Raw genomic sequence first — 14917 nt, 5'->3', positions numbered from 1 at the left:
AGGAGACTTTAATGATCAAGACCGATTCCGCTGCCTGGCTGCTCAAACCCGAGGCCATCGCCAAGCACGACCGCGGCGGTGGCGCCGCCACCATGCCGCTGGTGACCGCGGGCCTGGGGGCGCGCAATTTCATCAACGGCTACACCGAATTCCAGGGTGGAGCGCAGATTCCCTTCCATTACCACAATTGCGAAGAGAGCGTGATGCTGGTGGAGGGCCGGGCGATCTTCGATATCGACGGCCAGGAGTTCACCGTCGCGCCTCAGGACGTGACCTACATTCCGGCTGGCGTGCCTCATCGCTTTCGCAATGCCTCGGCCACCGAGCCCATGAAGATCCTCTGGATCTACGGCTCGGCTGACGCCACCCGCACCCTGGTGGAAACGGGCGAGACGCGCCCAATCGCCGCCGAACACCGTACCCAGTCCTAGGAGATAGTCATGCCGGAAATCATCGTTCACGCCGTCAAGGGTCGTAGCGCCGAACAAAAGAAGTTGCTGATGAAGCGCATCACCGAGGCGGTGGTGGATAGCTTCGGGGTGGCCGCCGACCGTGTCATCGTGCAGATCGTCGAGGCCGAGCCGGAAGACAAGGCGCGCGGCGGCGTGCCCTACAGCGAACGCTGAAACGGGCGCTGGCAAGCGTTCGCCAGGCACGAACGCTGCGTTGGCCAAAGGTCAATTTTCGCTGGGCAGCGGGTTGCCTAAGGTGGCGCAAGCGGGTCGGACGGTTGCCTTGGCGCGGACGTCGGACCCTTCCAGTCGGTGCCAGGAGAGCCCTATGTACGCCTATGTCGGCAGCCGAACCACCCGCGCCCGCCAGGCCCGCGGGGAGGGGATCAGCGTTTACCGGGTCACGCCCCAGGGCGCGCTGGACCTCGTCCAGGTGGTCGGCGACCTGATCAATCCGTCCTACCTGACCCTCAATCGGGCGGGTGACCGTCTCTATACGGTGCATGGCGACGAGCAGGCCGTCAGCGCCTTCGCGGTCGACCGGCAGAGCGGTTGCCTGACCCTGCTCAACCAGCAAGCCAGTGGCGGTCGCAATCCCGTGCACCTGGCGCTGGCGCCGGACGATCGCCACCTGGTGGTGAGCAATCATCTCGGTCGCAGTCTCGCTGTCCTGCCGGTGTCGGCGGATGGGCGGCTGGAGCCACTGGTCCAGCTGCTGGAGCTGCAAGGCAAACCCGGGCCGCATCGCCAGGAACAACCCCATGCCAAGCCCCACTGCAATCCCTTCGACCCCAGTGGCCGCTTCGTGCTGGTGCCGGACAAGGGACTGGACCGGATCTTCAGCTTCGCCTTTCACGACGGACGCCTGGTGCCGGTGGCCGAGGTGGCGACCCGCGAGGGCGCGGGGCCACGGCACCTGGTCTGCCATCCGCACCTGCCGCGGGCCTATGTGGTCAACGAGCTGGATTCGACCCTCACCAGCTATGCCTTCGATGCCCGCTCCGGTGTTCTCGAGCCCCTGGCCATCCACTCGACGCTGCCAGCCAGCTTCACCGGCAACAGCCGGGCGGCGGCCATCGAACTGGATCGCAGCGGGCGTCTGCTCTACACCTCCAATCGCGGCCACGACAGCCTGATGGTCTTCACGCTGGATCCCCAGAGCGGGCTGCCGACGCCGCTCGGCAGCCTGGCGAGCGGTGGCCGCACGCCCCGCGCCTTCGCTCTGGCGCCGGATGGCCGCCAGTTGTTCGCCCTCAACGAAGACAGCGACAGCATCGTCACCTTTCTGGTCGACGAGACCCGGGGAATCCTCGAACCCACCGGCACGGCGGTGCGCTGCGGCAGCCCGGTGTGCCTGGTCTTCAGCCGCTGAAGATCGCCGCCGCATCCTACAACAACAAGATCGGCCGCCTCGTCGCGGCCCTGTGAGGCTATCATGAACACCACCCCCGTGAGCCGGGAGCAGGCCATCATCCGCAAGGTGACCTGGCGCATCATCCCCTTCGTCTTCCTGCTCTACATCGTCTCCTACCTGGATCGGGCCAACATCGGCTACGCGGCGTTGCAGATGAACGCCGAGCTGGCGCTGTCCAGCGAAGTCTTCGGCTTCGTCTCGGGTATCTTCTTCATCGGCTACTTCCTGTTCGAGGTGCCGAGCAACCTCTTGCTCGAACGCTTTGGCGCGCGGGTATGGATCGCGCGCATCCTGGTCACCTGGGGCGTGATCGCCGCGGCCACGGCCTTCGCCCAGACCGCCATGCACCTCTATGTCTTGCGCTTTCTGCTGGGGGTGGCCGAAGCGGGTTTCTTTCCCGGGATCATCGTCTACCTGACCTACTGGTTCCGCTCCCGCGAACTGGCCACCACCGTGGCGCTCTTTACCGCGGCGATCCCGGTGTCCTACATCATCGGCGCGCCGCTCTCGACCTGGATCATGGACCACGTCCACTGGTTGGGCTGGAGTGGCTGGCGCTGGATGCTGTTCCTCGAAGGCATCCCGGCGGTGTTCCTCGGTGTGCTGTGCTATTTCTATCTCACTGATCGGCCCGAACAGGCGCGTTGGCTGACGACCGAGGAAAAGGCCTGGCTGCTGGCCGAGCTGGAGCGTGATCGCCAGGCGCGCAAGGACGTCAAGCATTTCGGCGCGCTCAAGGCCATGAGCAATCCCAAGGTGCTCTATCTGGCCTTCATCTACTTCGTCTACCAGTGCGGCAGCCTGGGCGTGGGTTATTGGATGCCGCAGATCATCAAGGGCTTCTCCTCCGCGCTGAGCCACACCCAGATCGGCTTGATCGCCACCATCCCCTACATCGTCGCCACCCTGGTGATGATCGCCTGGTCGCGGCGTTCGGATCGCCACGGCGAACGGCGTCTGCATTCGGCCATTCCGCTGGCGGTCGCGGCGGTGGCGCTGGTGGGTGCCGGCCTGGTGCGCGATCCTTACCTGGCGATCGGCTTGATCAGCCTGGCGTTGGCTGGCCTGTACAGCTTCAAGTCGCCGTTCTGGGCGCTGCCGACACTGTTTCTCAGTCGTTCCACGGCCGCGGTATCCATCGCCGTGATCAATTCCATTGGCAACCTGGGCGGCTTTGTCGGACCCTTCATGATCGGCATGGTGAAGGGCAATACCCAGAGCGCCTCGGCGGGCCTGCTGTTTCTCAGTGCGTTGCTGGCGATCGCCTTCATCATGACCCTGCTGATCCGTCTCGATCGTGGCGACGACACTCGCGCCGCCGCGGTCACCACCTGACCTCCAAGGAGTTCTCCCATGACCCCCAGCTCAGCGGTACTCGCGGACCTCGCCCCCCAGGGCGCATTGCGGACAGCGATCAACTACGGCAATCCGGTGCTGGCGCAGCGCGGCGCCGATGGCCAGCCGGCCGGGGTCTCCGCGGCCCTGGCCCACGCCCTGGCCGAGCGCCTGGGCGTGCCCGTGCAGTTCAGCACCTACGACGCCGCCGGCAAGGTTTTCGCGGCCCTCGAAGACGACGCCTGGGACCTGGCCTTTCTGGCCATCGAACCGGTGCGGGCGGCGCAGATCGACTTCAGCCATCCCTACGTCATCATCGAGGGCACCTATCTGCTGCGGGACGCCGATCCCGCCCAGGGCGTCGCCGAGCTGGACCGGGCCGGCCGCCGTATCGCCGTGGGGCAGGGCGCCGCCTACGATCTCTACCTGAGCCGTACCCTGACCCAGGCCGAGCTGGTGCGGGCGCCGACCTCGGCGGCGGCGGTGGACTGGTTCGTCGACCAGGGCCTGGACGCCGCCGCCGGCGTGCGCCAACCGCTGGAGGCCTATGCCCGGGCTCACGCCGGCTACCGGGTGCTGGCCGACAGCTTCACCGAAATCCGTCAGGCCATGGCCGTGCCCAAGGGGCGCAGCGCCGGCGCGGCCTTCGTCCGGGATTTTCTCGATGAGCAGATCCGCAACGGCTTCGTCGCCCGCGAGCTGGCCGCCAGCGGTCAGTCCGAGGCACGGGTCGGGCCCGCATTGAACGCCTGACATCGGCTGGACCTGGCTGCGGGCACGTACCCGTAGCCCCCTTGTCCAGCGGTCGCCGCGCCGTCGCAGCCGGCGCTAGGGCGATTCCCTGGTCACCGGCTCGACCGAGCGTGCGCACCAGCGCCGATACAGCGGCTCGGCCACCGCCATCACCACTACCAGCCGCAGGATCTGCATGGCGGTGACGGTGCCCACGCCCAGCCCCAGGGCCTCGGCCGTCAGGTACATCTCGGTGGTGCTGCCCGGCGTCATGCCCAGGCCCAGGGTGGTGAAGGGCATGGCGAACACCTGGGCCAGCAACCAGGCGATCAGGAAGGTGGCGACCAGACAGAGCAGGGTGTAGAGGGTTGCCAGCAGCAGAAAGCGCGGCGAGCGGCGAAAGAAGGCGCGGTCGAAGTGACACCCCAGGGTGACGCCGATAAGCACCTGGGCCAGGTGGCTCAGCGTCGGCGGCAGGCTGGTGACCAGGCCGCTGGAGGCGGTGACCAGGCAGCACAGCGCCAGGGGGCCGAACATCCAGGGGTTGGGCCAGCCGCGACGCTTCCAGGCCAGGGCCGCCACCAGGCCGGCCGCCAGCAGCGGGGCCAGCCAGCGCCAGTCCGGCGGCGGTGGGACATGGGCGGCCTGGGCGATACCGGGGACGCCCCAGAGCATGGCCGGCGGCACCACCAGCACGATGATCACCAGCCGCAGGGTATGGGCGGCGGCGACCTTGGGTGCATCGGCGCCGTGGCGTTCGGCCAGATTGATCATCTCGGCGAAGTTGGCTGGCATGAAGGCGAAGAAGGCGGTCTTGGGTTCCGTGCCCAGGCGTTGCACGACGGTGATGCCGACAAGTGCGAGTACCAGGGTGGCGATGGCCGCCAAGGCCATCAGCGGCAGGTGCCTGACGACCTCGGTCAATATCGCCGGGGTGAAGTGCAGGCCGATGGCCGTGGCGATCAGCCATTGCCCGGCGGGGCGACCGTGGGGAATGGCGGTGATGCGCCAGCCGAGGCAGCGACAGAGAGTCACGGCGATCAGGGCGCCGGTGATCCAGGGCAACGGCCAGTGCACCAGGCTGGCGAGCCAGCCGCCGAGCAGGCCGACGAAGGGGGTGGGCCACCAGGGGCGAGGGGCGAAGCGGGAGGTCGACATGGCGTGGTACAGGATCCGGTTGCAGGGTTCAGGGGCGCAGATGACCGACGAAGGCCTTGGCTACCGGTGACAGCGCGCTATAGCGCCGCACCACTACGACGATGGCGCGACTGGCCCAGGCTTCGTCCAGTTCCAGGGCCACCAGTTTCATCGGCTTGAGATAGGGCCGCACGATGGACTCGGGCAGTACGCACAGGCCCAGGCGAATCGCCGCCAGTCGGCACATGGCTTCGAAGCTGCTGATGCGCACGCGCTGACGGATGCTGCGCTGGAGCAGCGCCGCCTGGCGCGAGAGCAGGGCGTTCATCGAGCTCTCCACATGGGGGCCGATGAATTCGTGATCCAGGGTATCGGCGAAGCTTACCCGGTCACACCCGGCCAGGGGGTGATCCGCGGCGGCGATCACCACCAGGCGCTCGCGGCGATAGGCGAAGGTCTCCAGGTCCAGGGCGGCGGTATCGGCCGCGACGATGCCCACATCCGCCCTGCCTTCGGCCACCGCCTGGACGATGCTGCTGCCCACGCGCTCCTCGATGTCGAAATCCACCCGCGGATAGAGGCTCATGAAGCTGGCGAGATCGGGGGTCAGGTGATTGGTCAGCGCCGAGGTGATGGCTTGCAGGCGGATATGGCCGGTGGCGCCGCTGCCGTGCTCGTTGAGTTCCAATTGCATGAGGCGCAGATCGCCATGCACCCGCTCCACATAGTGCAGCATGGTCTCGCCGGCCGGGGTGAGTCCCATGCCACGGGCGTGGCGGATGAACAGTGGCACCCCGACCTGGTCTTCCAGTTCGCTGATTCTCTTGCTCACGGCGGAGACGGCCAGATGGCAGAGCCGCGCGGCGCGGGTGACGTTGCGCTCCTGGGCCACCACCCGGAAGACGTTCAGGCTGACCAGATCGTAGCGTGGCGCAGAGCCGCTCATGGGCGATCCTCGCTAGGGGTCAGGGGGCGACGGCCAAGGCCCGTTCGAAGAAGTCCGGCGTGCCGAAGTTGCCGGATTTGAGCGCCAGGGCGATGTCCCCCCGGGCGCCGCTGCCCAGGGTCCAGGGTACGCCCGGGGCGATGGGCGCACCGATGCGCAGGCTGGCGATCGCCAGGGCCTTGACCACCGCCCCCGAGGTTTCGCCGCCGGCCACCACCAGCCGCGTCACGCCACGCGTGTGCAGGCCCTGGGCGATGCGGGCCAGGGCGTCTTCCACCAACTGGCCGGCGCGCTCCACGCCCAGCTGTGCCTGGGCCTTGCGCACCTCTTCGGGGTCGGCACTGCCATAGATGAGCACCGGCCCGGTAGCCAGGCGCGCTTCGGCCCAGGCGAGCGCGGCACCGACCTGATCGTCGCCCGTGGCCAGGGCCAGCGGATCGAGGCGGAAGCCAGGCCGGTGCTCTAGCCAGACGGCCACCTGGCCGCGGGTCGCGGTGGAACAGCTGCCCGACAGCACGGCGGCCAGACCGGGTGCAGCGGGCAGGGCTGATGCTTCGGCATGGGCGGCCAGCAGGCCGCGGCGGCGGAAGTTGGCCGGCAGCCCCAGGGCCACGCCGGAACCCCCGGTGACCAGTGGATGATCCGCCACGGCTGCACCTATGGCGTGCAGGTCGGCGTTGTCGATGGCGTCGACGATGGCATGGCGAACGCCCTGCGCCTGGAGGTCGGCCAGGGCCGTGGCCAGGGCTGCGCTGCCTTGACGCACCTGGGGCAGGCGTACCAGGCCGACGGGATGGGGTGTTTGTGCCTGTAGTACCCGCACCAGGTTGCTGTCGGTCATGGGGGTCAGCGGGTGGTGGCGCATGCCCGACTCGGCCAGGGGCTGGTCGCCGACGAACAGCTGGCCGAGGTAGAGCGTCCGGCCGTTTTCGGGAAAAGCGGGGCAGGCGATACTCAACGTGACGCCCAGGGCACCGGCCAGGGCATCGGCGACCGGTCCGATGTTGCCGGCCGCGGTGGAATCGAAGGTAGAGCAATACTTGAAGAAGAATTGCCGGCACCCAAGCGCGCGCAGATAGGCCAGGGCCGCCAGGGACTCGGCGACCGCTTCGGCGGCAGGAAGGGTACGGGTCTTGAGGGCGACCACCACGGCGTCGACGTCGCTGGGCAGGGGACCGTCCGGCACGCCCAGTACCTGAACGGTGCGCATGCCCTGGGCCACCAGGGTGCTGGCGAGGTCGGTACCGCCGGTGAAGTCGTCGGCGATGCAGCCCAGGAGCGGCGTGGCCATGGAGATTCTCCTTGTTCTTGTCAGGGGTCTCCGGGGCGCGCACGCTCCGGAGAGGCGGGTATGACCTCAGCCGCGCAGGACCTGGGCCACTGCCTGGCCGAAGGCGGCGCAGCCCAGGCTGCCACCCAGGTCGGCGGTGCGCTTGGCCGGATCCTCCAGCACCTTGTCCACCGCCTGGTCGATCGCCGCGGCCGCTTCCTGCAGCTTGGCATTGCCACGGTGCTCGCCCATCCAGTGCAGCATCATGCCGATGGACAGGATCATCGACACCGGGTTGGCCTTGTCCTGACCGGCGATATCCGGCGCCGAGCCATGCTGGGCCTGGGCGCAGCAGTGGATGTTGCTTGCCATGATGGAGCCGGCGAGGCCCAGGCTGCCGGAGAGTTCGCTGGCCAGGTCGCTGATGATGTCGCCATAGAAGTTGGTGGCCACCAGCACGTCGAAGCGCTCGGGGTTGCGCACCAGGTGCGCGGTGGAGGCGTCCACCAGCAGATCGTCGAGCTGCACCTCGGGGAATTCCTTGGCCACGTTGCGCACGCATTCCAGGAACAGGCCGTCGGTCATGTGGAAGCTGTTGGCCTTGTGAATGGCGGTGACCTTGCGCCGGCGCTTCATCGCCAGCTCGAAGGCCTGGCGCGCGATACGCTCGCTGCAGTGACGGGTGATCTTACGGGTGGACAGCGCCATGTCCGGGGAGGGCATCACCTCGCCCCAGCCGCGGCTCATGTTGCGATCCGGATAGAAGCCTTCGGTGGCCTCGCGCATGATCACCAGGTCCATGCTCTTGCCTTCCCTCATGTTGGAGGCGAGGAACGGCCGGGTGCGCGCCGGGCGCACGTTGGCATAGAGATCGAGGCCGATGCGAAAGCCGGCAGAGACATTGCGACCGCCTTTTTCGGGCGCCGGGTAGTCGGCGTGGGATTGGGTGCCAAGGATCACGCCATCGTAGGTCTTGGCCTTTTCCAGGGTCTCGTCACGCAGGGTAATGCCGTGCTTCTCCAGGCTGGTGAAGCCGACGTCGTCGTAATCGAAGGTCAATCCCAGGCCGAACTTTTCGTTGGCGACATCCAGCACGGACATGGATGCCTGGATGATTTCGGGACCGATACCGTCGCAGGGCAGGACCAGAATACGCATTGTTTTCTCCTTGTAGATTCTGTGGGGACGTCGGCCTGATGGCTGAGCCTGAGGAGGTCACAACTTGGACAGGACGATTTGTACTTTATGTCATCTAAAAACAATTCACGCAACGGCGCAGAACAAAAAAAGCGACATCGATTCGTGCCTGGCGAACGTGTGGGCTCAGCGCCCGTATGGGTGACGGGCGTGCAGGGGCATTGAGGGTCAGGCGCGCGGGCGAATCAGGCCGGCTGCTTTGCCGCGTCTTCTTCGGCGGCTTCCAGCTGGCGGTCCTGGGCGGCCTTGAGCCGGCTGACCACGTCGAGATGCTGGTGCAGGAAGAGCGCCGCTTCTTCGCGACTGCCGCCTTCGAGCAGGTCGAGGATATGCAGGTGTTCCTGACTCTGGCCGATCTGCCGCGAGCGTTCGACGTTGGAGCGGTAGGCCATGAAGCGACGCAGCTGATTCTGCCGGCGGATGGCTTCGAGTAGAAAGACGTTGCCCGAGCAGCGCACCAGCAATTCGTGGAAGCTGGAGCCGATCTCGAACAGCTGGGCGCGGGACAGGGTGAACAGCTCCCCGTCCAGCAATCGTTGCTGCCGCTGGCGGGCCTGGGCGAAGGCGCGCTTGTCGATGCGATAGCCCGGCTCGCGCAGGGCGAAGGGCTCGATGGCCATGCGGAAGCGATAGCTCTGGATATGGGCTTCGCTGTCATGCAGGAAAGTATTGATCTCCCACCCCTGGCCGGGGCGGCGTTCGATCATGGCCTCGCTGGCCAGGCGGTTGAGCACCTTGAGCAACTGGCCGCGAGGGATCTGGTAGCGCCGCAGCAACTCGGCCTCGAAGAAGCTGCTGCGGATGTCGCCACGCAGCATGTCGTCCACCACCCGCAGGTAGAGCTCCTCATAGGGATCGTCCTCGCTGGGCAGGGCGGCCTGCTCGATGGTGGTGGCGTTGCGCGTGAGGAAGAAGCCGCGATTGGGCTCCTTGCGCGCCAGGCCCAATTGTTCCAGCAAGGCGAAGCCCCGTCGTACCGGCGAGCGGGAAACGCCCAGTTCCTTGGCGAAGGCCTCCTCGCGCAACGGATCACCGGCCTTCATCGAGCGGGCACGGGCAAGGTCGATGATGCGCGGGGCGAGTTGTTCGGCGAGGTCTTTTTTCATCGGGAATCTTCTGGACGACGGGTACCGGAGCGCAGGTACGGAAGAGGTTGGCCAGCCGGGTCTGGCGGAGCGCCCTGACGTTACCATAACCACGGCCCTCCGGAGCGGGCGACGGCGCCGGATGCACCGTCGCCGAGACCGTCAGCGGGCCGAGTAGAGCGGGAACAGCCCCAGCGCCATGGAGACCGCCATGAGCAGAAAGCTCAGGGCGAACGCCCATTTCATGGTGTATCTCTGGTGATCGCTGAACTCGACTCCGGCCAGGCCCACCAGCAGATAGGTGGACGCCACCAGCGGACTGAGCAGGTGCACCGGCTGCCCGATCAGCGAAGCCCGGCCGATCTCTGCCGCGCCTATGCCATGGGCTTCGGCCGCATGGGCCAGCACCGGCAGTACGCCATAGTAGAAGGCGTCGTTGGACATGAAGAAGGTGCCGGGAATGCTCAGCAGCGCGGTGATGGGCGCCAGGTAGTTGCCCCAGCTCTCCGGCAGGGCCCAGAGCAGCGAGCCGGACATGGCCTTGACCATGCCGGTCCCGGAGAGGATGCCGGCGAAGATGCCAGCGGCGATGAAGATCGAGATCTGCGTCAGGGCCGCGGGGGCATGGGCCGAGATGCGCCGACGCTGGTCGTCCATCTGCCGGTAGTTGATGGTCAGGGCAATGCAGAAGGCGACCATGAATAGGATCGGCAGTGGCAGCAGTTCGATCACCAGGCAGGTCATCAGCGCCAAGGTGAGCAGGGCATTGAACCAGAACAGCTTGGGCCGGCGCAGTTCGGCGTTCTCGTCGCTCAGCGTGAGCAGATCGCCCATGTCTTCGTCCATGCCCGTCGCGCGCAGCGGATTGCCACCCGGTGCCACCAGCAGGCCCAGACGGCGCCGCTCCTGCAACCCCAACCAGAAGGCCAGCGCCAGGACCCCGATGAAGCTGACGATCATCGGCGGGATCAGCGGGATGAACAGTTGGCTGGTTTCCACCTGCAGTGCCGCGGCGACCCGGGCCATGGGTCCGCTCCAGGGCAGCAGGTTGGTGACGCTCGCAGCGAGGATGACCACGCAAGGCAGGATCAGTGGATTCAGCCGCAGGCGGCGGAACAGCGGCAGCATGGCGGTCAGGGTGATCATGTAGGTGGTGGAACCGTCGCCGTCCAGGGACACCATGCCGGCCAGCAGGGTAGCGAAGAGCACCGCCTTCGCGGGATCGCCTTTGATCAGCTTGATGAAGGTGCGGATCATGGGATCGAACAGCCCGGTATCGAACATCAGACCGAAATAGAGGATGGCGAACATCACCATGATGGCGGTGGGTGCGACCTTGCGCAGGCCATCGATCATCATCGGCCCCATCTCCGGTGCAAAGCCGCCGATGATGGCGAAGATGATGGGGATGATGGTCAAGGCCACCAAGGGCGGCAGCCGCTTGGTCATGATCAGCACCATGAAGGTCACGATCATTCCATAGCCGAGCAGAGAGAGCATCTGTATCTCCTGGTTCCAAAATACAACTTTTGTTGTGGTTGTCGTTGTGTTCGGTGGCGGAGTGGCGATCAGCTCATGTGGAGACCGCCATTGAGGGAGAAGTCCGCGCCGGTGGCGAAGGCCGATTCGTCCGACGCCAGCCAGGAGCACATGGAGGCGATCTCTTCCGGCGTGCCCAGGCGGCGCATGGGGATCTCGTGGACGATGCGATCCATGAGTTCGGTGCGGGTCAGGGCCTTGAGCCGTGGCGTGGCGATGTAGCCGGGCGAGACGGTGTTGACCGTGACCCCGCGGGCCGCCAGCTCGCGGGCCAGGGCGCGGGTGAAGCCGCGGATCGCCGACTTGGCGGTGGAATAGTTGACCTGGCCGACCTGACCGAGCTGGGCGTTGACCGAGGAGATGTTGATGATCCGTCCCCAGCCGCGGGAGGTCATGCCATCGATCACCTGGCGGGTGACGTTGAACAGGGAGTTGAGGTTGGTATCGATCACCGTCTGCCAGTCACCCGGTTGCATGTCGCGGAACACCACGTTGCAGGCGGTACCGGCGTTGTTGACCAGGACATCGACGGGGCCGACCTCGTCGCGAATCTTGGCAAAGGCAGCGCGGGTGGATTCCCAGTCAGCGACGTTCCCTTCGGCCGCGATGAAGTCGAAGCCTAGCTTGCGTTGCTGTTCCAGCCAGTCGGCCTTGAGCGGTGAGTCCGGACCGCAGCCGGCGATGACGGTGAAGCCGTCCCGAGCCAGGCGTTGGCAGACGGCGGTTCCCAATCCGCCCATACCGGCGGTGACGAAAGCGATGCGCTTGCTCATGTGTAGCTCTCCTGTTGTCGTTCTTGTCGGGCGTGAGCCGTGTAAGGCACGGTAAGATGAATCGAATTGTCTTGTAAATACACAAGATACAATTATGAGGATGGGCGGTAGCTTTCGGTGGGTTTGGGCGTTTCGGCCTCGAGCTAGCGAGGCCCTGGATTCACATCCGTCCTTCGCTCAGGGTCTTGCGGATCACGTAGGGCAGGATGCCGCCCTGGCGCAGGTAGAGGATCTCCTGGTTGGAATCCAGCGGCAGTTCCAGGGTGACGCTGTCACTCTGGCCATCCGGGCGGGTGATCTGCAGCCTGATGAGGTTGATGCCTACCCGCAGTTCATCCAGCCCGGCGAAGTCCAAGCGCTCGTCACCGCTCAGGCGCAGGCTTTCGGCGCCCTGCCCGGCGGGGAAGCGCACCGGGAAGATGCCCATGCCGATCAGGTTGCTGCGGTGGATGCGCTCGAAGCTCTGCGCCACCACCAGCCGAACCCCCAGGGTAGCCTGCGCCTTGGCCGCCCAGTCGCGACTGGAGCCGGCGCCGTAGTTGAGGCCGGCGAACACAACCAGTGGCCTGCCCTGGCGAACCCAGCTGAGGGCGGCGTCGTACACCGGCAGCACCTCGCCGTCGGCCGCCCGCGCCCAGCCGCCCTGGCCCGGATGCGCCGGCAGCAGGCGATTCTTCACCGCGCGGTTGACGAAGGCACCGCGCATCATCACCTCGTGATTGCTGCGCCGGGTCGAATACTGGTTGAGGTCTTCCGGCGCCTCGCCGTGGGCGACCAACCAACGGCCCGCCGGGCTATCCAGGGGGATGGCACTGGCGGGCGAGATGTGGTCGGTAGTGATGTTGTCGCCCAGCACCATCAACGTGCGGGCGTCGCGCACGGCCAACGACGTGGGCGGCTCTGGGGTGATCCCCTGCAGATAGATCGGCCGGCGCAGATAGGTCGAGCTGGGCGACCAGGGAAAGCGCACGCTGCCCTCGGCCGACAACGCCTGCCAGTGGTGGGTCCCATCCCAGAGAGTGGCGTTGCGCTGGCGGAACAACTCCGGGCGCACTGTCTCGCGGACCAGCGCCTGGACCTCGTCATCGCCCGGCAGCAGATCGCGTAGGTAGACGGGCTGACCGGCTTGATCCAGCCCCAGCACGGCCTGTTCGAGATCGACGTCGATGCTGCCCGCCAGGGCATAGGCGACCACCAGGGCCGGCGAGGCGAGGTAACCGAACTGCGCCTTGGGATTGACCCGGCCTTCGAAATTGCGATTGCCCGAGAGCACCACCACTGTCTTCAGGCCCTGGTCGGCGAAGGCTTCCATGTGGGCTTCGAAGGTGCCCGAGTTGCCGATGCAGGTCATGCAGCCGAAGCCGGCCAGGTCGAAACCGAGGGCGGCGAAGTCGCTCAGCAGATCGGCCTCGCGCAGGTAGTCCGCCACCACCCGAGAGCCAGGGGAGAGCGAGGTCTTTACCCAGGGCTTGCGGGTGAGGCCACGTTCGCGCGCCCTTCGCGCCAGGAGACCGGCCTGGATCATCTGGCTGGGGTTGGCGGTGTTGGTGCAGCTGGTGATGGCGGCGATGGAAATAGCGCCATGGGTCAGCGGCTGGCCGAAGCTCGGCTCGAAGTAGTCCGCCGTAGCCTCGGTGGAGCGCGCGATCAGACCGGCGTCCGGGTTGGTCGGCACCTCGGCTCGAAAGGAGTCGCGGGCTTTGGCCAGCGGTTGCCATTGGTGCGGCTGGTGCGGACCGGCCACGCTGGGCTCGATGCTGGCGAGGTCCAGCGGAATGACCTCGGTGAAGACCGGCTCGGGATCGCTGTCGTGGCGCCACAGGGTCTGGGCTTCCAGGTAGGCCGCGACCCGCTCGCGCAGCTCCGGGGTGCGGCCAGTGAGCTCGAGGTACTCCATGGTCACCGTATCGAAGGGGAAGAACACCACGGTCGCGCCGTATTCCGGTGCCATGTTGGAAAGGGTGCCGCGGGCGGCCCAGCTCAGGCCCGACAGGCCCGGTCCGCAGAACTCGACGAACTTGCCCACCACGCCGCGCTGGCGCAGCAACTGGGTGACTTTCAAGGAAAGGTCAGTGGCGGTCACTCCCGGACGTAGCGCATTGGTCACACGGATACCGATGACCTCGGGAAAACTGATCGGTACCGGCTCGCCCAGCATGGCCGCCTGGCCTTCCAGACCGCCCACGCCCCAACCGAGGATGCCGATGGCGTTGATCATTGGCGTATGGCTGTCGGTGGCGACCATGTCGTCCGGGTGCAGCAGCGGCTGGCCGTCGCTGGTCTCGCTTTCCCAGACCACGGTGCCCAGGGACTCCATGTTGACCTGGTGGATGATGCCGGTGCCCGGTGGAACCACCTTGAAGTTGTCCAGGCTCTTCTGCGCCCACTTGATGAACTGGTAGCGCTCGGTGTTGCGGCGGTAGTCGATGTCCAGATTGGCTTCCACCGCGTCCGGCTCGGCGAAGCGTTCGACGATCACCGAGTGGTCGATGGTCAGCACCGCCGGGATGCGCGGATTCATCCGGCTCGGATCGCCGCCCAGTTCGGCCACCATGTCGCGCATGCCGGCGAAGTCGGCCAGGGCGGGCAGGCAGGTGGTGTCGTGGAACATCAGGCGGTTGGGCAGGAAGGGCGCCTCGCATGGCGGGCCTTCGCCACGGGCACGGGCCAGCACCGGCGGTAGCGCCTCGGGAAAGCAGCGGGCGACGTTTTCCACCAGCAGACGCAGGGAGTAGGGCAGGCGCGCCAGGGTGTCGGCGTCGAACAGACGCTTGAGGTCGACATAGGCGTAATGCCGGTCGCCGAGGGTGAGCTGGCCGGTGTAGGTGGAATCCAGGGCAAACTTCATGGGCTGTCCGGTCTAGTTGTCGTGATCGTGGGGGTGAGCGCCATGCTAGGAAAGCTGGCAGTCACTCGAAATTGGTATCTGGCTAACGCAGCGTTCTCGGTCGGCGAACGCTGGAATTCAGGCATGGCCAATATTGTTCTGTATTGATATAAAAGACAATAATAGTGACCTGAAATCATTACGGGCTGT

13 protein-coding genes are annotated in these 14917 nt (G+C 66.2%); 5 read left to right on the top strand and 8 right to left on the bottom strand.

The annotated features are described in order from the left end of the window. The first annotated feature begins 11 nt into the window (after positions 1-11). From FEZ61_RS08160 to FEZ61_RS08140, 5 genes are all read left to right on the top strand, one after another. Complete coding sequence (locus FEZ61_RS08160) at positions 12-431, top strand: cupin domain-containing protein (RefSeq protein WP_173148191.1); 420 nt, start codon at positions 12-14, stop codon at positions 429-431. A gap of 9 nt (positions 432-440) precedes the next feature. Continuing rightward, a complete protein-coding gene (locus FEZ61_RS08155) occupies positions 441-626 on the top strand; it encodes a tautomerase family protein (protein ID WP_064309049.1) in 186 nt (61 codons plus the stop codon). 154 nt (positions 627-780) lie between these two features. Next, positions 781-1824, top strand: coding sequence for a lactonase family protein (locus FEZ61_RS08150; RefSeq protein ID WP_173148189.1), 1044 nt, complete (start codon positions 781-783; stop codon positions 1822-1824). Positions 1825-1887: 63 nt separating this feature from the next. Continuing rightward, entirely contained in the window at positions 1888-3201 is a 1314-nt protein-coding gene (locus FEZ61_RS08145; protein WP_173148187.1) for an MFS transporter, read from the top strand. An 18-nt stretch (positions 3202-3219) separates the two neighbouring features. Continuing rightward, a complete protein-coding gene (locus FEZ61_RS08140) occupies positions 3220-3954 on the top strand; it encodes an ABC transporter substrate-binding protein (protein ID WP_173148185.1) in 735 nt (244 codons plus the stop codon). A gap of 75 nt (positions 3955-4029) precedes the next feature. On the opposite strand, the gene FEZ61_RS08135 is transcribed toward FEZ61_RS08140, so the two are convergent. The 8 genes from FEZ61_RS08135 to acnA all read right to left on the bottom strand — a co-directional run bounded on the left by FEZ61_RS08135 (position 4030) and on the right by acnA (position 14728). Continuing rightward, positions 4030-5091 carry an AbrB family transcriptional regulator gene (locus tag FEZ61_RS08135; protein ID WP_173148183.1) on the bottom strand — a complete coding sequence of 354 codons (1062 nt, stop codon included), beginning with the start codon at positions 5089-5091 and terminating at the stop codon, positions 4030-4032. A gap of 28 nt (positions 5092-5119) precedes the next feature. Beyond that, positions 5120-6016 (bottom strand): LysR family transcriptional regulator, encoded by an 897-nt coding sequence (locus FEZ61_RS08130; protein ID WP_064308070.1) that lies wholly within the window; start codon positions 6014-6016, stop codon positions 5120-5122. Between the two features lie 19 nt (positions 6017-6035). Next, positions 6036-7307, bottom strand: coding sequence for a 3-oxo-tetronate kinase (gene otnK, locus FEZ61_RS08125; protein WP_173148181.1), 1272 nt, complete (start codon positions 7305-7307; stop codon positions 6036-6038). Positions 7308-7373: 66 nt separating this feature from the next. Further along, a complete protein-coding gene (locus FEZ61_RS08120) occupies positions 7374-8444 on the bottom strand; it encodes an isocitrate/isopropylmalate dehydrogenase family protein (protein WP_017639660.1) in 1071 nt (356 codons plus the stop codon). Positions 8445-8668: 224 nt separating this feature from the next. Continuing rightward, on the bottom strand, positions 8669-9589 hold the full coding sequence (locus FEZ61_RS08115; protein WP_017639661.1) for a GntR family transcriptional regulator: 921 nt from the start codon (positions 9587-9589) through the stop codon (positions 8669-8671). Between the two features lie 141 nt (positions 9590-9730). Next, the gene (locus FEZ61_RS08110) at positions 9731-11068 is read right to left on the bottom strand and encodes a citrate:proton symporter (RefSeq protein ID WP_173148179.1); all 1338 of its coding nucleotides are present in this window, start codon (positions 11066-11068) and stop codon (positions 9731-9733) included. Positions 11069-11136: 68 nt separating this feature from the next. Further along, positions 11137-11880, bottom strand: coding sequence for an acetoacetyl-CoA reductase (gene phbB / locus FEZ61_RS08105; RefSeq protein ID WP_017639663.1), 744 nt, complete (start codon positions 11878-11880; stop codon positions 11137-11139). Between the two features lie 160 nt (positions 11881-12040). After that, entirely contained in the window at positions 12041-14728 is a 2688-nt protein-coding gene (gene acnA, locus FEZ61_RS08100) for an aconitate hydratase AcnA (RefSeq protein ID WP_173148177.1), read from the bottom strand. Positions 14729-14917 lie beyond the last annotated feature (189 nt).

This window comes from Pseudomonas sp. MS15a(2019) (assembly GCF_013277805.1).
Taxonomy (GTDB): domain Bacteria; phylum Pseudomonadota; class Gammaproteobacteria; order Pseudomonadales; family Pseudomonadaceae; genus Chryseomonas; species Chryseomonas benzopyrenica.
Note: the sequence above shows the minus strand (reverse complement) of the source record. Positions and strands in the feature narration are given on the sequence as shown.